Below are 18,684 nucleotides of genomic sequence, written 5' to 3'. Positions count from 1 at the left end.
CCCTCCGGGCCGGCGCTTTTGGCGCCGCCCTTACAGCATCGCGACGGCATCGAAACCGCTTGGCAAGATCTGCCGTTCATTGTGCCGTGGCGCTGGCGCCGGCTTGCGATTTCATTGTGAAAGCGGTCCGGAAACGCTATAGCGCATGGCGGGAGCGGCACCGGCAGGGCAAGATGGCAAGACACGAGATTGAATTTTCAGAACTTCTGGATGTGAACCGCCTCAGAGACGAATGCGAGGCGGTCGCGCGCGCCGGAAACGACAGCATGCTGGAGATCCGGTCGGCCATCCTGCCGATCCTGCGCCGCGCCAGTGTCGAGGCCCGCGAAAAAGCCCGCCAGAAGCTGTCCGAGGATGGCAGCGGACTGAATTGCGCCGAGCGCATCTCCTGGGTTCAGGACCAGCTGATCTGCATTGTCCACGGGCTGATTTCGCGTCACGTCTATCCGAAATCGGGCGCGCGTATGGCCGTCACGGCCGTCGGCGGCTATGGGCGCGGAACGCTTGCGCCCGGATCCGACATCGACCTTCTGTTCCTGTTGCCGGTGAAGAATTCCGAGGAAGTGCGCAAGGCGGTGGAATTCCTGCTCTACGTGCTCTGGGATCTCGGCTTCAAGGTGGGCCATGCCACCCGCACGGTGGAAGAATGCATTGCGCTGTCGCGTCAGGACATGACGATCCGCACGACCATTCTGGAAATGCGGCTTCTGTGCGGAAAGGAAGCTCTGGCGGACGAGCTTCAGGCGCGTTTTGCGGCCGAAATCGTCAATCACAGCGGCCCGGATTTCATCGTGGCCAAGCTTGCCGAGCGCGACCAGCGCCACCAGAAGGCTGGCGATACCCGTTATCTGGTGGAGCCGAACGTCAAGGAAGGCAAGGGCGGCCTGCGCGATATCCAGACGCTGTTCTGGATCACCAAATACCATTACCGGGTGCGCGATCCCGCCGAACTGGTGAAGCTCGGCGTGCTGTCGCGCCAGGAATGGCGGCTGTTCCAGAAGGCGGAGGATTTTCTCTGGGCGGTGCGCTGTCAGATGCATTTCCTGACGGGCAAGGCGGAAGAGCGTCTGTCCTTCGATATCCAGCGCGAGATTGCCGAAAGCCTCGGCTATCATAACCGGCCGAACCTTTCGGCGGTCGAGCGCTTCATGAAGCACTATTTCCTCGTGACCAAGGATGTCGGCGATCTCACCCGCATTCTCTGTGCGGCCCTGGAAGAAGAGCAGGCAAAGCCGGCGCCGGGCCTGACGGGCGTCATTTCGCGCTTTCGCAAGCGCACGCGAAAAATCCCCGGCAGCGCCGAATTCGTCGAGGACCAGGGCCGCATTGCGCTTGCCGATCCGGACGTCTTCAAGCGCGATCCGGTCAGCATCATCCGGCTGTTTCATGTGGCCGACCTGCACGGGCTGGAATATCACCCGGATGCCCTGAAGGCGATCACCCGCGGCCTGCACCTGATCGATGACGAGCTGCGGGAAAACTCCGAGGCGAACCGGCTGTTCCTCTCCATTCTCACCTCGCGGCTGGAGCCGGCGCTGACGTTGCGTCGCATGAACGAGGCGGGCGTGCTTGGCCGGTTCATTCCCGAATTCGGCAAGATCGTCGCCATGATGCAGTTCAGCATGTACCACCACTATACGGTGGACGAGCATCTGATCCGCGCCGTGGAAGGCCTCTCCAACATCGACAAGGGCCGCTTTGCCGACGAGCATCCGCTGGCCAACAAGCTGATGCCCGGCATCGAGGAGCGCCAGGCGCTCTATGTGGCGGTGCTGCTGCACGATATCGCCAAGGGCCGTCAGGAGGATCATTCGGTGGCCGGCGCCCGCGTGGCGCGCAAGCTGTGCCCGCGCTTCGGGCTGAAGCCGAAGCAGACGGAACTCGTCGCCTGGCTCATCGACCAGCATTTGCTGATGTCGATGGTGGCGCAGACCCGCGACCTGCATGACCGCAAGACGATCACCGATTTCGCCGACAAGGTGCAGTCCCTCGACCGGCTGAAAATGCTGCTGATCCTGACGATCTGCGATATCCGCGCCGTTGGCCCCGGCGTTTGGAACGGCTGGAAAGGTCAGCTCTTGCGCACGCTCTACTATGAGACGGAATTGCTGCTGTCGGGCGGTTTTTCGGAAGTCTCGCGCAAGGAGCGGGCGAGTGCTGCCGAGGAGGCGCTGGCCAAGGCGCTCTCCAACTGGAGCCAGAAGGACCGCAAGACCTATTCGCGGCTGCATTACCAGCCTTATCTCCTATCCGTCCCTCTCGAAGACCAGCTGCGCCATGTCGGCTTCATCCGCGAAACCGACAAGGCGGGCCATGCGCTGGCCACGATGGTGCGCACCGACAGTTTTCGCGCCATTACTGAGATCACCGTTCTGGCGCCCGACCATCCGCGCCTCTTGTCGATCATTGCAGGCGCCTGTGCGGCCGCCGGCGCCAACATTGCCGATGCGCAGATCTACACGACGACCGACGGGCGCGCGCTCGACACCATCCTCATCAGCCGCGAATTCCAGAACGACGAGGACGAGATGCGCCGCGCTGGCACGATCGGGCGCATGATCGAGGACGTGCTGTCGGGCAAGAAGCGCCTGCCGGAGGTGATCGCCACCCGGGCGCGGGCCAAGAAGCGTAACAAGACCTTTACCGTTCACCCCTCGGTGACGCTCTCCAACACACTGTCGAACAAGTTCACCGTCATCGAGGTGGAGGGGCTCGACCGCACCGGCCTGCTGGCCGACATGACGGTGGTGCTTGCCGATCTTTCGCTCGACATCCACTCGGCGCGCATCACCACGTTCGGTGAAAAGGTCATCGACACCTTCTACGTGACGGATCTCGTCGGCCAGAAGGTGACCAACGAGAACCGCCAGGGCACCATCGTCACGCGGCTGAAAACGGTCATCTCCGAACAGGAGGACGAACTGCGCCGCGGCATGCCGTCGGGCATTATCGCGCCTGATCCGGCCGCCGTCTCCAGCGCTGCGGCGACAAAATCATGGACACAAGCATGAGCCTCGTCAAGAAGTTTGCGACCGTCGGTGGCGCCACGCTCGGCAGTCGCCTGTTCGGCTTTGCCCGCGAAACCCTGATGGCGGCAGCACTCGGCACCGGACCCATGGCCGACGTGTTCTATGCGGCCTTCCGCTTTCCGAACCTGTTTCGCCGCCTGTTTGCCGAAGGCGCCTTCAATGCCGCCTTCGTGCCCCTGTTTTCCAAGGAAATCGAGGCGAACGGCATCGAGGGCGCCAAACGCTTTTCCGAGGAAGTGTTCGGCGTTCTCTTTTCCGTTTTGCTTCTGATCACCATCGTCATGGAATTGTCCATGCCGCTTCTGGTGCATTTCGTGATCGCGCCCGGCTTTGCCGACGATGCGGAAAAGATGTCGATCACCATCCGCCTTGCGGCGGTGATGTTTCCCTATCTGATGTGCATGTCGCTGACGGCGATGATGAGCGGCATGCTGAATTCGCTGCATCATTTCTTTGCCGCCGCCATCGCGCCGGTTTTCCTCAACGTCGTGATGATCGGCGCGCTGTTCTATGCGCTGTGGAGCGGGGCCGATCCGCTGTCGACGGCATGGTATCTCTCCTGGAGCGTTCTCGCCGCAGGCCTTCTGCAGCTTGCCGTCGTCTATTTCGGCGTACGCCATGCGGGTGTCAGCATCGGCTTTCGTATGCCGCGCATCACGCCCAATGTGAAGCGGCTGCTGGTGCTGGCCGTGCCGGCGGCTGTCACCGGCGGCGTGACGCAGATCAACCAGATCATCGGCCAGGCGATTGCGTCGAGCAAGGAAGGTGCGATTGCCGCTCTCCAATATGCCGACCGCATCTACCAGCTGCCGCTCGGCGTCGTCGGCGTTGCCGTCGGCGTCGTGCTTTTGCCGGAACTGTCGCGCGCGCTCAAATCCGGGCACATGAAGGAGGCCGGCAATATCCAGAACCGGTCGCTGGAATTCGTGCTGTTCCTGACGCTGCCGGCCGCCGGTGGGCTCTGGATGCTGTCGGATGCCATCATCCGCGTGCTTTACGAGCGCGGCGCGTTTTCGGCGGAAAACACCACGGTGGTCGCCTCCATCCTTGCCATTTACGGGCTCGGCCTGCCGGGCTTCGTGCTCATCAAGGCCCTGCAGCCGGGCTTTTACGCCCGCGAGGACACCAAGACGCCGATGCGCTTTACCATGGCCTCGGTGGTCATCAACTCCGGTCTTGCCATCACGCTTTTCCCGCTGATTGCGGAGCGCGGCATCGCCACGGCAGAAGCGGCCGCCGGCTGGCTGAATACGGCGCTTCTGTTTTCCATGCTGCTGAGGCGCGGCCATCTGGTCTGGGAATGGGCGCTTGCCCGGCGTGCTGCCTTGCTTCTGGTCGCAACCGGCATCATGTGTGTGGCCTTGAGCTATGCGCTTGGCCATGCCGCTCCGTGGCTTGCGCCGGGAACCCGGCTCATCGAAAAGGTTCTGGCGCTCTTTGCCCTGATCGGCGTGGCGATGCTGGTCTATTTCGCCGCGGCCTTCGCCATTGGCGGTGCCGATCTCGGCATGATCCGCCGCAACCTCAAGCGCAAGCCGCGCAGCTGACGCGGCAGGCGCAAAAGCCGGTGTTGTGAGGCTCTTACGACTTGCCGCAATAGGCCCAGCGGCGCTTGGGCCCCACATCCACATGGATGATGCCGTTGCAATAGCGCCCGATGCCGCCAATGCCGGGGGCAGTCGAGGCGGCCGCAATCACCGCGCGGTCGGACACGCCGGGCACCCGGATATCGGCGGCCAGGCAACTGCTGTGCTGGGAGCGCCCCGCACGGGGCCGGTGGCCCGAGGTGACGACCGGCTTTCGCCCGGTCTCGATCGCGATATGGGCCAGGATGGCTTCCAGCCTTTCCGGGAAACACTCGGTCTTGACGCTCACCCGCTGCACCGTATAGGCGGCGCTGTAATCGTGGGTGAACAGATTGCCGCGTCGGATTTTCACAGGTTCCTTTTCCGCAGCCATGGCCGATGAAAGGCTGATGACGCTTGCGAGCGCGACGCACAACAGTTTGCGCATGAAGTCTCCGTCCGGTTCAAGGCCCATAAGAAAGGGCTAACTTTTAACTGGCGGAGCATTTCCTTCCTGAAAGTGACCTCAGTAAGGGCAAAATTGCTCAAATTTTAGATCTGTCTGCCTTTGATGTTAAATTCCATTAACCATTTTCCGCTGCACCCGCTCCAGACGGAGCGCTCATCACGGAGAAAACGGTGGTTCATGATCACGCATCCGTGCGCCAAAAGGCGGTCGCAACGGCGCAAAGATGTCGCAAATATGCCTGCATAATGTCGAATGCACTAACGTTCTACTTGTATTGTGATCAGGATTCGCATTTGCTCTGCGCCTCACACCCAGGATCACATTGGGGGAAGGGAAACAAAGAATGACGTTCATGAAAACCAGATTGGCGACTTCGATCCTCGTGGGATCGCTTCTGTTTGGCGCGAGCAATGCGCTGGCCGAAGCCGTTCTGCATCGCGGCAACAGTGGCGAGCCGCAGACGCTCGACTACGCCCACATCTCCATCGACATCGAAAGCTTCGTGGTCAAGGACCTGTTCGAGGGCCTGACGATCTATGATGCCAAGGGCGAGATCGTGCCCGGTGCCGCCGAAAGCTGGACCGTGTCCGACGACGGCACGGTCTATACCTTCAAGCTGCGCGACAATGCCAAATGGTCGGACGGCTCTGCCGTGACGGCCGAGGATTTCCTGTTCTCCCTGCGCCGCGTCGAAGATCCGAAGACGGCGGCCGGCTATGCCAATATTCTCTACCCGATCAAGAATGCGCAGAAGGTCAACAAGGGCGAACTCCCCGTCGACCAGCTGGGTGTGAAGGCGGTGGATGCCAAGACAGTGGAAATCACGCTCGAGCGTCCGACGCCGTTCTTCCTGCAGCTTCTGGCGCATCAGACGGCACTGCCGATCTCGAAGGCCAATTTCGAAAAGTTCGGCGATCAGTTCGTCAAGCCCGGCAACATGGTCTCCAACGGCGCCTTCAAGCTTGAGAGCCATGTGCCCAACGATACGCTGACCGTGGTGAAGAACGACCAGTACTGGGATGTCGCCAACGTCAAGCTCGACAAAGTGATCTTCTACCCGATCGATGACGATGCGGCGTCCGTGCGTCGTTTCGAGGCCAAGGAAATGGACCTCGTCTATAATTTCTCCGCCGACCAGATCAAACGCCTGCGGGAAAGCTATGGCGATCAGGTGCATGTGAACCCCTCGCTTGCCACCTATTACTACACCTTCGACACGCGCGAGGCGCCCTATAGCGACGTTCGGGTGCGCAACGCGCTCTCGATGGCTGTCGACCGCGATTTCCTGGCAGCCGAGATCTATTCCGGCGCGCAGCTTCCGGCCTACCATCTCGTGCCGCCGGGCATGGAAGGCTATGGCGAAGGCGCCGTGCCGGACTGGGCCGCGCTGTCGCAGATCGACCGCGAGGACAAGGCCGTCGCGCTGATGAAGGAGGCCGGCTACGGCGAAGGCGCAAAGCCGCTCAATATCGAGATCCGCTATAACACCAATGCCAACCATGAGCGTGTGGCAACCGCGGTCGCCGACATGTGGAAGAACACGTTCGGCGCCAATGTGTCGCTGGTCAATCTCGATGTCGCCTCGCACTATGCCTACCTGCAGGAAGGCGGCAAGTTCAATGTCGCCCGCGCCGGCTGGACGGCCGATTACGCCGATCCGGAAAACTTCCTGACGCTGAATGTCGGCTCCAACGTCACCTTCAACTACGCCAAATACAAGAATGACGAGTTCGATGCGCTGATGCAGCAGTCGAACGAGGAGCGGGATGTGGCAAAGCGCATGGAAATTCTGAAGAACGCGGAAGCCATTCTCAGCCGTGACCAGCCGATCGCGCCGTTCATGAACACGGCCAACCTGTGGCTCGTGGCGTCGCGTGTCTCCGGCTGGAGCGACAATGCGGTGAACGAGCATCTGTCCAAGTATTTGAACGTCTCCGAATAACCCTTAAAGGGAGAATGACGCGCGAAACCCAAAGGGTCTCGCGCGTCATGCTTTTTGACCCATGATCAGCTTCGTCCTGCGCCGGCTGATGAGCGCCATTCCCACGGTGTTCGTCGTCGTGACCATTTCGTTTTTCCTGATGCGCTTTGCGCCCGGCGGCCCGTTCAACCTGGAACGTCCGCTGCCGCCCCAGACCATGGCCAATCTGATGGCGACCTACCATCTCGATCAGCCGATCTGGCGGCAATACCTCACCTATATCGGCAATGCGCTGACCGGCGATTTCGGCCCGAGCTTCATCTACAAGGACAATACCGTTGCCGAACTCATCGGCAAGGCGCTGCCGTATTCGATGCAGCTGGGCTCCATGGCCATCCTGATCGCGCTCGTTGGCGGCGTGCTGCTCGGCACGATTGCGGCGCTGCGCCAAAACAGCGCCCTTGATTTCGGTCTGATGGCGTTTGCGACGGTGGGCGTCACCGTTCCCAATTTCGTCGTCGGCCCGGTGCTGACGCTGGTCTTTGCCGTGCTTCTGTCCTGGCTGCCCGCCGGCGGCTGGGGCGATGGCTCGGCGCAATATCTCATCCTGCCGATGATTGCTCTCGCGCTGCCGCAGTTGGCCGTCTTTGCCCGCCTCACGCGCGGCGCGATGATCGAGGCGCTGCACACCGACCATATCCGCACGGCCCGCGCCTATGGTCTGCCATCGCGGGTCGTGGTCGTCACCCATGCGCTGCGCGGGGCGATGCTGCCGGTCGTTTCCTATCTGGCGCCCTGTGCCGCAGCGCTGCTTACCGGTTCGGCTGTGGTGGAAAGCATTTTCACCATTCCAGGCGTTGGCCGCTATTTCGTGCTGGGGGCGCTGAACCGCGATTATCCGCTGGTGATGGGCACCGTCATCCTCGTCGCGATCTTCGTGATCCTCTTCAATCTCCTGGTCGATATCGCCTATGGCCTGCTCGACCCGAGGGTTCGCCATGACTGACATGACCACTCTTTCCGCGACAGCACCCGAAATGAAGGGCCGAAGCCTCGGGCAGCTGGCGCTCCTGCGCTTTCGCCGCAACACGGCGGCCATGGTCTCCTGCCTCGTGCTGCTGCTGATCGGCCTCTTCTCCTTTGCCGGTCCGCTCTTCGTGCCGCATGCCTATGACCAGGTGTTTGCCTCCTACGTCACCATTCCGCCGAGCCTTTCGCCCCGGCCGGACCCGAAGACGCTGGAAGATGTCGCCGCCTCGGCGGCAAAACGCGCCCGCCTGACGCTCGAAAGCTTCGAGATCGACAACGGCGTCTTTACAGCCAGAGTGACCTCCTCAAGCCCCATCGATCTGCGCTCTGTGCGCTATTTCGACCGGGTGAACGAGTTCAAGTCGACGGAGGTCAAGGAAACCGCCCCCGACCAGCTTTCCATGGTGCTGACCGGCACGGTGGACCAGAAATATTTCTTCTTCGGCACCGACAGCAACGGCCGTGACCTGATGGTGCGCGTCATGCTCGGCGGTCAGATTTCCATTGCCGTCGGACTTGCCGCCTCGCTGGTGTCGCTCGGCATCGGTGTCGTCTACGGCGCAACCTCCGGCTATCTCGGCGGGCGCGTCGACAATATCATGATGCGCTTCGTCGAAATCCTCTATTCGCTGCCCTTCGTCTTTCTCGTCGTGGTGCTGGTGGTCTTCTTCGGCCGTTCGGTGGTGCTGATCTTTGCGGTGATCGGTGCCGTGCAATGGCTGGAAATGGCGCGCATCGTGCGCGGCCAGACGCTGTCGCTGAAACGGCGCGAATTCGTCGGCGCAGCGCAGGCGCTCGGCCTCTCGGATTGGCAGATCATCCGCCGCCACATCATCCCCAACACCATCGGCCCGGTCATCGTCTTCGTGACGGTCGTGGTGCCGCAGGTGATCCTGACGGAAAGTTTCCTGTCCTTCCTCGGCCTTGGCGTCCAGGCGCCGCTTGCCAGCTGGGGCACGCTGATCTCGGAAGGGGCCAAGAACATGCAGAACGCGCCCTGGCTTTTGATCTTCCCGTCGATCTTCTTCGTCATCACGCTGTTTTCGCTGAATTTCGTCGGCGACGGCCTGCGCGACGCGCTCGATCCGAAGGACCGCTGAGCATGGATACGAACAACACAAGCGAGACCGTGCTGACGGTTGCCAATCTGAAGGTCGATTTCACCACGCCGGACGGCGAGGTGAATGCGGTCAAGGGCACCGGCTTTTCGGTGAAAAAGGGCGAAACGCTCGCCATCGTCGGCGAATCCGGCTCGGGCAAGAGCCAGACGATGATGGCCGTCATGGGGCTTCTGGCCAGCAATGGCCGCGTGTCCGGCTCGGCCCGATACGGTGAGACGGAACTGGTCGGCGCAAGCCTTTCGACGCTGAATAGCGTGCGCGGCTCCAAGATCACCATGATCTTCCAGGAGCCGATGACCTCGCTCGATCCGCTCTACACGATCGGCAGGCAGATCGCCGAACCGCTCATCCACCATCGCGGCATGGGCAAGCGTGAGGCGCGCTCCCGCGTGCTGGAACTGATGAAACTCGTCGGCATCCCGGACCCGGAGCGGCGCATCGACAGCTATCCTCATGAAATGTCCGGCGGCCAGCGCCAGCGCGTGATGATCGCCATGGCCTTGGCGAACGAACCGGACCTCTTGATTGCCGATGAACCGACAACGGCGCTCGACGTGACGATCCAGGCGCAGATTCTCGATCTTCTCGCCGATCTACAAAAGCGCTTCGGCATGGCCATCGTGCTGATCACCCATGATCTGGGTGTGGTGAAGCATGTCGCCGACCGCGTCGTGGTGATGCGGCGCGGCGAAATTGTCGAACAGGGCACGCGCGACGAGATCTTTGGCAATGCCCAGCATGACTATACCAAGATGCTGCTCGCCTCCGAGCCCGCCGGCATCAAGCCTGCGCCGCCTGCGGAGGCTCCGGTCATTCTGGAAGGCCGCAATGTCGTTGTTGATTTCGATATCGGCTCGGGCCTGCTCTTCAAGGGCAGCCAGACGTTTCGCGCCGTGGACAATGTGACCGTGAGGCTCCGCAAGGGCCAGACCATCGGCATCGTCGGCGAATCCGGTTCGGGCAAATCGACGCTCGGGCGCGCGCTCCTGCGGCTGCTCGAATCGGACGGGCGTTATCGCTTCGAGACGACCGATGTCTCGAGCCTCGACCGCAAGCAGATGCAGCCCTACCGGCGCCAGTTGCAGCTGGTGTTCCAGGACCCTTACGGGTCGCTCTCGCCGCGCCAGACGGTGGGCGAGATCATCACCGAAGGGCTTTATGTCCACGAGCCGGCGCTTTCCAAGGCCGACCGGGACAAGCGGGCCATCGAGGCGCTGAACGAGGTCGGGCTCGATCCGGCCGCGCGCAACCGCTATCCGCACGAGTTTTCCGGCGGCCAGCGCCAGCGCATCGCGATTGCCCGCTCGATGATCCTCAAACCCAAGGTGGTCATCCTCGACGAGCCGACGTCGGCGCTCGACCGGTCCGTGCAGCGCCAGGTGATCGAGCTTCTGCGCGACCTGCAGGCAAAACACGATCTGTCCTATGTCTTCATCAGCCACGATCTTTCGGTGGTGCGCGCCATGTCCGACCATGTGGTTGTCATGAAGAACGGCCGCATCGTGGAGGAGGGGCCGACGGAAGAGATTTTCGACAGCCCCGCCCAGGATTATACCAAGGCGCTGATTGCAGCCGCCTTCACGCACTGACATCTCTCGTGTTACGCCCGGTTCTGCCGGGCGTAACTGTTTTAAGGAGAGGACACATGCCGAGCCTGTTTCTCGTGACCCTTGTTGTCGATGACTATGACCGCGCGAAAGATTTTTATTGTGGGGTACTCGGCTTCGAACCCGTGTTCGACGCGCCCCTGCCGGAGGAGGGCAAGCGCTGGGTGGTCATCCGGCCGAAGGGTGGCGAGGGGGCATCCCTGCTTCTCGCCCGCGCCGATAGTGCGACCGAGCAGGCGGCGATCGGAAACCAGACGGCCGGCCGCGTCAGCTTCTTCCTGTCGACGGATGATTTTGCCCGCGATCATGCGGCTTTCCGGGAGAAGGGCGTGCGCTTCATCGAAGAGCCGCGCCACGAGCCTTACGGCACGGTTGCGGTGTTTTCCGACCTCTACGGCAATCTTTGGGATCTGATCCAGCACAACACCGATGCAGCCCCTTGATCGCAAGGCCCAAGCCGTGCTTCAAGCGCGCCGTTAGCACCATGGCCGTCAGGGGCGGAACGCGGAAAGATCTTCACCCTTTCCGATGATCCGTTTCCAAAAGCCTGTGGCCCTCCACCAGCCTGAATGAGGACGATATGAATACCTTCCAGCCGCTCGTTTTTTCCGGTGTCCAGCCGACGGGCAATCTGCATCTCGGCAATTATCTCGGCGCGATCCGCAAGTTCGTTGCGCTGCAGGAAAACAATGATTGCATCTATTGCGTCGTAGACCTGCATGCGATCACGGCCCAGCTCGTGCATGACGATCTGCGCGGCCAGATCCGCTCGATTGCAGCCGCCTTCATCGCCTCTGGCATCGATCCGAAGAAGCATATCGTCTTTAACCAGTCGGCCGTGCCGCAGCATGCGGAACTGGCCTGGATCTTCAACTGCGTTGCCCGCATCGGCTGGATGAACCGCATGACGCAGTTCAAGGACAAGGCCGGCAAGGACCGCGAAAATGCCTCGCTCGGCCTGCTTGCCTATCCGAGCCTGATGGCGGCCGACATTCTGGTCTACCGCGCCACCCATGTGCCTGTCGGCGACGACCAGAAGCAGCATCTGGAACTGGCCCGCGATATCGCGCAAAAATTCAACATCGACTTTCAGGAGAAAATCCGCGCCACCGGCACCGGCGTTGATATGGTCGTCGGCGAAGAGCCGATCCATGGCTATTTCCCGCTGGTCGAGCCGCTGATCGATGGCCCTGCGCCGCGTGTCATGTCGCTTCGCGACGGCACGAAGAAAATGTCGAAATCCGATCCGTCGGACCTGTCGCGCATCAACCTGATGGACGATGCCGACGAGATCCTGAAAAAGATCCGCAAGGCCAAGACCGATCCGGACGGCCTGCCGTCCGAACTGGAAGGCCTGAAAGGTCGTCCGGAGGCGGAAAACCTTGTCGGCATCTATGCGGCGCTCTCGGACAAGACCAAGGAAGACGTGATTGCCGAATTTGGCGGCCAGCAGTTTTCCGTGTTCAAGCCGGCGCTTGCCGATCTTGCCGTGCATGTTCTGTCGCCGATCACGGGCGAAATGCGCCGCCTGATGGACGATACCAGCCATATCGACGCCATCCTGCGCGATGGCGGCGAGCGCGCCGGCGCCCGCGCTGAAAAGGTGATGAACGAGGTGTTCGACATCGTGGGCTTCCTGCGCTGAACCGATAGCCGCGCCGAGAGACAGACACCCGCCGGGCTGTACAGGCCGGCGGGTTTTCATTTTCGCCGATTGGTATAAGTTCTCAAACGCGATACATCCGGTCGAGATGAGGGGGAGCGTCCATGGTTTCAAAGCGTCTTTCACGGCTTGAGGGGCATCGCCGCAAGTTCCTGGCCGTCATCGACGGCACGCCGGAATGTGAACGCGCCGTGCATTATGCCGGGCGCCGCGCCAAGAATTCCAATGGCGGGCTGATCCTCCTCTTCGTCATTCCGGAAGGCGATTTCCAGCAGTGGCTGGGTGTCGAGCAGATCATGCGCGCCGAAGCGCGCGAGGAAGCGGAAGCCGCCATGGCAAAGGCTGCCCAGAGGGTGCGCGAGACGATCGGCATCGATCCGGAAGTGGTGATTCGCGAAGGCAGTGCGTCGGACGAAATCAATGCGGTGATCGAGGAGGATCGCGATATCGCCATTCTCGTTCTGGCCGCCGGTTCCTCCTCCAAGGAAGGGCCGGGACCGCTTGTCACCTCGCTTGCCGCCCGCGGCGCGGCCTTCCCCATCCCCGTCACCGTGCTTCCCGATACGCTGACGGATGACGAGATCGACGCGCTCTGCTGATAGGGTCTTGATCGGGGTTTTGGAAATACGCACTTGAATATAAACATGAACCCGATTATCTTCTTTTGAAGAATTCTAAACTGGCGCCCCGGTGGCTGCCGAGGAGATCCCCAGATGTTCATCCAGACCGAATCTACGCCGAACCCGGCGACGCTGAAGTTCCTGCCCGGCAAGGTGGTGATGGAAAAGGGCACGGCGGATTTCCGCAACGCCGAAGAAGCCGAGGCTTCGCCGCTCGCAGCGCGCCTGTTTGCCATCAATGGCGTGACTGCCGTCTATTTCGGCTATGACTTCGTTACCGTGACGAAGGAGCGCCAGGAATGGCAGCACCTGAAGCCGGCCATTCTGGGCTCCATCATGGAGCATTTCATGTCCGGCCAGCCCGTGATGGGCCGATCGGCCAGCATGGCGGAAGCGACCGACGAGGAAGGCGAATTCTTTGAGGATGGTGACGAGACGATCGTTGCCACCATCAAGGAACTGCTGGAAACCCGCGTGCGCCCGGCCGTTGCCCAGGACGGCGGCGACATCACCTTCAAGGGTTTTCGCGATGGCACCGTCTATCTCAACATGAAGGGCGCCTGCTCCGGCTGCCCGTCGTCGACGGCAACGCTGAAGCACGGCGTGCAGAACCTCCTCAAGCATTTCGTGCCGGAAGTGCAGTCGGTCGAGGCGCTCTGATCCTTCATGATGCTTCTCGCCATCGATACGGCCGGGGTGGATTGTTCCGCCGCGGTCTATGACGCTTCCCAAGGCAAAATCCTGGCCGAGGTGACGGACCGCATCGGCAAGGGCCATGCGGAACGGCTGATGGCGATGATCGATGAGGTGCTGGAAACGGCCGGCGTGGCGCTGTCCGACATCACCCGGGTTGCTGTCACCATCGGGCCTGGCTCGTTTACCGGCATTCGCGTCGGCGTGGCGGCCGCACGGGGTCTGGCGCTGGCGCTTCCGGCCGATGCCGTGGGCGTCACCACGCTTTCCGCTCTCGCCCGCGCCCACCTTGCAAACGATGCGTCTCGTCCGGTGATCGCGGCCATGGATGCCAAGCGTGACGAGATTTATGCGCAGGTTTTTGGCACTGATGGTGCGCCAATAACCGAGGCTGCCGCCGTGTCTCTTGAGGATCTACGCCATTTAGCGGAAATCCAGGGCGCAGCCGTTACCGGCTCGGCAGCATCCCTTCTGTCCGGCGAAGGGGCAGCGTCCGAACCCGATCGCTTCGACATTGGCATTGTCGCGCGCCTCGGCGCGGAGGTTGAGGCGCATGTAGCGCGGCCGAAACCGCTTTACCTTCGCGGGCCTGATGCTAAACCGCAGGACGGATTTGCCCTTTCCCGCGCCTGACGATTCTTCATGTTCGACGATTACCTGACCTGGAAGCCCTTTTTCGATATCGTGCCGATGAAGGACAGCGATTGCCGCCCCGCATCGGAACTGCACGGGCAGCGCTTTGCGCGGCAGTGGAGCGAGGGTGAAGTCCTGGATCTTCTCGGGCAGGACGGCGTCTTTGGCTTTTGCGCATTGCAATCCAATGCCTTTTTCAGCCGGCCGCTCGGCGGCTTCGTGCTGTCGCGCGAGGTGGCGGGCGAAGCGGAAATCCTCACCATTGCCGTTGGCGAAAAGCTTGCGCGCACCGGCCTTGGCTGGCGCCTGATGCAGGCGGCGCTTCGCGAAGCGGCCGTCCGCGGTGCTGAAACCATGTTTCTGGAAGTCGAGGAAAACAATGCCGCCGCCGTCGGTCTTTACCGGCGTCTCGGCTTTTTGCAGGTGGCGCGCCGGCCCGCCTACTATGCCAGCGCCGATGGCACGCGGACCGCAGCGCTTGTCATGCGGCGCGATCTTCGCTAGTCCGATACAGATCCCATCTGCGATGCAAGGCCGTGACGACATGACAGACCTTTCCAAATCCCTGGAGGAGCTGTGCGCCGAGCGTGGCATGCGCATGACCGATCAGCGCCGCGTGATTGCGCGCATCCTGCAGGACAGCGATGACCATCCCGATGTGGAGGAGCTTTACCGCCGCGCCACCAAGGTCGATTCGCGCATCTCCATTTCCACGGTCTATCGCACGGTCAAACTGTTCGAGGATGCCGGCATCATCGAGAAGCACGATTTTCGCGATGGCCGCTCGCGCTATGAAACCGTGCCGGAAGAACATCACGACCACATGATCGACGTGAAGACCGGCGAGGTGGTGGAGTTCCGCTCCGCCGAGATCGAGGCGCTGCAGGAGCGCATTGCCCGTGAACACGGCTTTCGCCTTGTCGGCCACCGGCTTGAGCTATACGGCATTCCGCTCGACAAGGACGATCCGTGATCAACTGGCTGCGGATCGGGCTGGTCTTCCTGCTCCTCTCGGTGCTGACGCTTGTTCTTTTGCCGGTGCAGCTTCTGGCCCTGCGATTCGACTGGATGCTGCGCCGCCGCCTGCCGCGCGTCTGGCATCGCGCGGCCTGTTACCTGCTCGGCATCCGCATTCGCCAGCATGGCACACTTGAAAGCCGCCGGCCGCTGATGCTGGCCGCCAATCACGCGTCCTGGAAGGACATTCTCGTGCTCGGCGCGATTGCCGATGTCGTCTTCGTCGCCAAGGCCGAGGTGGCGGATTGGCCGGTGTTCGGTTGGCTGGCAAAGCTGCAGAAATCGGTCTTCGTGGTGCGCGAACAGAAACGGAAGGCCGGCGAGCAGGTGAACGAGATTGCCGCCCGTCTTGCCGCATCGGAAATCATCGTGCTGTTTCCCGAAGGCACGACATCGGATGGCAACCGGTTGATGGAGGTGAAATCCTCGCTGTTCGGCGCAGCCTCTGCTGCCGTCTCATCCGCACCCGGTGGTGTCGTTTATGTGCAGCCGGTGTCGATCGCCTATACCGGCATCTATGGCATGCCGATGGGCCGCTATCATCGCCCGATTGCCGCCTGGCCCGGCGATGTCGAACTTGTGCCGCATCTGATGGGCGTCCTGAAGGCGGAAGCCATGGAAGTGGATGTGGATTTCGGCGAGGTGGTGGAGTTTCGCGCCGAGACCAATCGCAAGGTGGCAGGTGCTACCGTGGTGGACCGGTTGCGCGCCATGCTGCGCGACAGGCTTTATCCACGCAGCCGCTGAGCACGAAGCCCTTCTAATTCAGGCCGTCTTGCAGTAAAGAGGCGGCCATGAGCGACCTTACAGCCACCCTTCCAGCCGCAGCACTGCATGGCGGCGACAGTGCCATTGCGCAGGCAAGCCCTGCTGCCAACACGCGAAAAGTGTTCATCAAGACCTACGGGTGCCAGATGAACGTCTACGATTCCATGCGCATGGGCGATGCGCTGGCAAGCGAAGGCTATGTGACGACCGAGGCGGTGGAAGAGGCCGATCTCGTTCTCTTGAACACCTGCCACATCCGCGAAAAGGCCGCCGACAAGGTCTATTCGGCGCTTGGCCGGCTGCGCGACATGAAGAAAGAGCGCAATGCCAACGGCCGCGAGATGATGATCGGCGTGGCCGGTTGCGTCGCGCAGGCGGAAGGCGAGGAAATCCTACGCCGGGCGCCTGCCGTCGATGTGGTGATCGGTCCGCAGACCTATCACCGGCTGCCGCAGGCGCTGAAGCGCGCGCGCGCCGGCGAACGCGTCATCGAGACGGATTATGCGGTCGAAGACAAGTTCGAGCATCTGCCGGGCGCCGAGCGCGCCGCGATCCGTTCGCGCGGCGTGACCGCCTTTTTGACCGTGCAGGAAGGCTGCGACAAGTTCTGTACCTTCTGCGTGGTGCCCTATACGCGCGGCTCGGAAGTGTCGCGGCCGCTGTCCCAGATCCTCGACGAAGCACAGCGCCTGGTGGATGCCGGCGTGCGCGAGGTGACGCTGCTTGGCCAGAACGTCAACGCCTGGCATGGGGCCGGTCCCTCCGGCGATGCCTGGAGCCTTGGCGATCTTCTCTATCGGCTGGCCGAGATTCCCGGTCTTGCGCGGCTTCGCTATACGACGAGCCATCCGCGCGACATGGACGACCGGCTGATCGAGGCGCATCGTAACCTGCGCGCCCTGATGCCCTATCTGCATCTGCCGGTGCAGGCGGGATCCGACCGGATCCTGAAGGCGATGAACCGGCGCCATACGGCCGCCGATTACCTGCGCCTCATCGAGCGCATCCGCACCGCACGTCCCGACATCGCGCTGTCGGGCGATTTTATCGTCGGTTTTCCCGGCGAAACGGATGCGGATTTCGAGGATACACTTCGGCTGGTCGAAACCGTCGAATATGCGCAGGCCTTCTCGTTCAAATATTCGACGCGGCCGGGAACTCCGGGTGCCGATCTCGGTTCTCAGGTGGACGATGCGGTGAAGGCCGAACGGCTCGAACGGTTGCAGGCGCTGCTTCTCAAGCAGCAGCACGCATTTGCTGAAAGCTGCGTGGGCAAGACCATCGATCTTCTGCTGGAAAAGCCAGGCCGGATGCCCGGTCAGCTGATCGGTCGTTCTCCCTGGCTCCAGTCCGTGAATGTTGATGCAAAAACATCGCAAATCGGTGACATTATCCAGGTACGAATCACGGGCACGGGACCAAACAGCTTGTTTGCCGAGAGGATCGAGCGTTAAATGGTTCAAAGCCGCTTATAGGAGCCTTGCTACTTGAACAGACAGGAATTGGTTTCCTCACCCTCGCGCAACACCCGCACCGCCGCGATCGATGCCAATCACTTCGTCTTGACGTTCGAGAACAACAGGCTGGCCAGCGAACTCTTCGGCCAATTCGACCAGAACCTGAAGCTCCTTGAGGAGCGCCTGCATATCGATGCGCGGGCGCGCGGCAACTCGGTCAGCATTTCAGGCGAGCTTCTGGCGACCAATCAGGCGCGCCGCGCCCTCGATTTCCTCTACGAGCGCCTGCAGAAGGGTGCTTCTGTCGAAACCTCCGACGTGGAAGGTGCAATCCGCATGGCAGTTGCCGCAGACGACCAGCTGATCCTGCCGACGCTCGAACGCAAGGCCAAGCTGTCGATGGCGCAGATCTCCACCCGCAAGAAGACGGTGGCGGCCCGCACCCCGACGCAGGATGCCTATATGCGGGCGCTGGAACGGTCGGAACTGGTCTTCGGCGTCGGCCCGGCCGGCACCGGCAAGACCTATCTCGCGGTGGCGCATGCCGCCCAGCTTCTGGAGCGCGGCGCCGTCGACCGGATCATCCTGTCGCGTCCGGCGGTGGAAGCGGGCGAACGGCTCGGCTTCCTGCCCGGTGACATGAAGGAAAAGGTCGATCCCTATCTGCGCCCGCTTTATGACGCGCTGTACGACATGATCCCCGGTGACAAGGTGGAGCGGGCAATCACCGCCGGCGTCATTGAAATTGCGCCTCTGGCCTTCATGCGCGGGCGTACGCTCGCCAATGCCGCCGTCATCCTCGACGAAGCGCAAAACACGACATCGATGCAGATGAAGATGTTTCTGACCCGTCTTGGCGAAAATGCCCGCATGATCGTGACCGGCGACCCGAGCCAGGTGGATTTGCCGCGCGGCGTCAAATCGGGCCTTGTGGAAGCGCTGCAGCTCTTGAGCGGCGTCGAGGGCATCTCCGTCGTGCGCTTCAAGGATACCGACATCGTGCGCCACCCGCTGGTCGGTCGCATCGTCCAGGCCTATGACGCGCAATACGCCGTTCATGAAGAAAGCGAGCACGAGAGCCGCTGAAGTCGG

Annotated in this window: 17 protein-coding genes; 16 read left to right on the top strand and 1 reads right to left on the bottom strand. The window is 61.8% G+C overall.

All coding sequences use genetic code 11. The features are described 5' to 3' along the window. The first annotated feature begins 173 nt into the window (after nt 1-173). Together J2858_RS05720 and murJ are read left to right on the top strand one after the other, a co-directional pair. Entirely contained in the window at nt 174-3,011 is a 2,838-nt protein-coding gene (locus J2858_RS05720) for a [protein-PII] uridylyltransferase (protein ID WP_210103737.1), read from the top strand. Further along, on the top strand, nt 3,008-4,576 hold the full coding sequence (gene murJ / locus J2858_RS05715; RefSeq protein ID WP_210103736.1) for a murein biosynthesis integral membrane protein MurJ: 1,569 nt from the start codon (nt 3,008-3,010) through the stop codon (nt 4,574-4,576). Before J2858_RS05720 ends, murJ begins: the two co-directional genes overlap by 4 nt. Before the next feature lie 34 nt (nt 4,577-4,610). On the opposite strand, the gene J2858_RS05710 is transcribed toward murJ, so the two are convergent. After that, nucleotides 4,611-5,042, bottom strand: coding sequence for a YcbK family protein (locus J2858_RS05710; RefSeq protein WP_210103735.1), 432 nt, complete (start codon nt 5,040-5,042; stop codon nt 4,611-4,613). Between the two features lie 364 nt (nt 5,043-5,406). Between J2858_RS05710 and J2858_RS05705 the strand changes: the two genes are divergently transcribed. The 14 genes from J2858_RS05705 (at nt 5,407) to J2858_RS05640 (ending at nt 18,678) form a co-directional block, all read left to right on the top strand. Next, a complete protein-coding gene (locus J2858_RS05705) occupies nt 5,407-7,005 on the top strand; it encodes a peptide ABC transporter substrate-binding protein (RefSeq protein ID WP_210103734.1) in 1,599 nt (532 codons plus the stop codon). Nucleotides 7,006-7,066: 61 nt separating this feature from the next. Continuing rightward, nucleotides 7,067-7,990 (top strand): oligopeptide ABC transporter permease OppB, encoded by a 924-nt coding sequence (gene oppB, locus J2858_RS05700; protein ID WP_210103733.1) that lies wholly within the window; start codon nt 7,067-7,069, stop codon nt 7,988-7,990. Continuing rightward, complete coding sequence (locus tag J2858_RS05695) at nt 7,983-9,113, top strand: ABC transporter permease (RefSeq protein WP_210103732.1); 1,131 nt, start codon at nt 7,983-7,985, stop codon at nt 9,111-9,113. The genes oppB and J2858_RS05695 overlap by 8 nt, the downstream gene beginning before the upstream one ends. A 2-nt stretch (nt 9,114-9,115) precedes the next feature. Then, nucleotides 9,116-10,723 carry an ABC transporter ATP-binding protein gene (locus J2858_RS05690; RefSeq protein WP_210103731.1) on the top strand — a complete coding sequence of 536 codons (1,608 nt, stop codon included), beginning with the start codon at nt 9,116-9,118 and terminating at the stop codon, nt 10,721-10,723. 56 nt (nt 10,724-10,779) lie between these two features. Then, nucleotides 10,780-11,184 (top strand): VOC family protein, encoded by a 405-nt coding sequence (locus J2858_RS05685; protein WP_210103730.1) that lies wholly within the window; start codon nt 10,780-10,782, stop codon nt 11,182-11,184. 137 nt (nt 11,185-11,321) lie between these two features. Continuing rightward, complete coding sequence (gene trpS, locus J2858_RS05680; protein ID WP_210103729.1) at nt 11,322-12,386, top strand: tryptophan--tRNA ligase; 1,065 nt, start codon at nt 11,322-11,324, stop codon at nt 12,384-12,386. Between the two features lie 122 nt (nt 12,387-12,508). After that, entirely contained in the window at nt 12,509-13,003 is a 495-nt protein-coding gene (locus J2858_RS05675) for a universal stress protein (RefSeq protein WP_210103728.1), read from the top strand. Nucleotides 13,004-13,117: 114 nt separating this feature from the next. Next, complete coding sequence (locus J2858_RS05670) at nt 13,118-13,684, top strand: NifU family protein (protein WP_210103727.1); 567 nt, start codon at nt 13,118-13,120, stop codon at nt 13,682-13,684. Nucleotides 13,685-13,690: 6 nt separating this feature from the next. Continuing rightward, nucleotides 13,691-14,350: a tRNA (adenosine(37)-N6)-threonylcarbamoyltransferase complex dimerization subunit type 1 TsaB gene (gene tsaB, locus J2858_RS05665; protein ID WP_210103726.1), complete on the top strand. Its 660-nt coding sequence runs from the start codon at nt 13,691-13,693 to the stop codon at nt 14,348-14,350. A gap of 9 nt (nt 14,351-14,359) precedes the next feature. Next, nucleotides 14,360-14,854 (top strand): GNAT family N-acetyltransferase, encoded by a 495-nt coding sequence (locus tag J2858_RS05660; protein ID WP_210103725.1) that lies wholly within the window; start codon nt 14,360-14,362, stop codon nt 14,852-14,854. A gap of 40 nt (nt 14,855-14,894) precedes the next feature. Next, a complete protein-coding gene (locus J2858_RS05655) occupies nt 14,895-15,323 on the top strand; it encodes a Fur family transcriptional regulator (protein WP_210103724.1) in 429 nt (142 codons plus the stop codon). Beyond that, a complete protein-coding gene (locus J2858_RS05650) occupies nt 15,320-16,114 on the top strand; it encodes a lysophospholipid acyltransferase family protein (RefSeq protein ID WP_210103723.1) in 795 nt (264 codons plus the stop codon). The genes J2858_RS05655 and J2858_RS05650 overlap by 4 nt, the downstream gene beginning before the upstream one ends. A 47-nt stretch (nt 16,115-16,161) precedes the next feature. After that, complete coding sequence (gene miaB / locus J2858_RS05645; RefSeq protein WP_210103722.1) at nt 16,162-17,589, top strand: tRNA (N6-isopentenyl adenosine(37)-C2)-methylthiotransferase MiaB; 1,428 nt, start codon at nt 16,162-16,164, stop codon at nt 17,587-17,589. 33 nt (nt 17,590-17,622) lie between these two features. Further along, entirely contained in the window at nt 17,623-18,678 is a 1,056-nt protein-coding gene (locus tag J2858_RS05640; RefSeq protein WP_210103721.1) for a PhoH family protein, read from the top strand. The last annotated feature ends 6 nt before the right edge of the window (nt 18,679-18,684 follow it).

It is taken from the genome of Neorhizobium galegae, assembly GCF_017877135.1.
GTDB lineage: Bacteria > Pseudomonadota > Alphaproteobacteria > Rhizobiales > Rhizobiaceae > Neorhizobium > Neorhizobium galegae_A.
The sequence above is the reverse complement of the archived record's forward strand: the minus strand, read 5'-3'. Positions and strand labels throughout refer to the sequence as shown.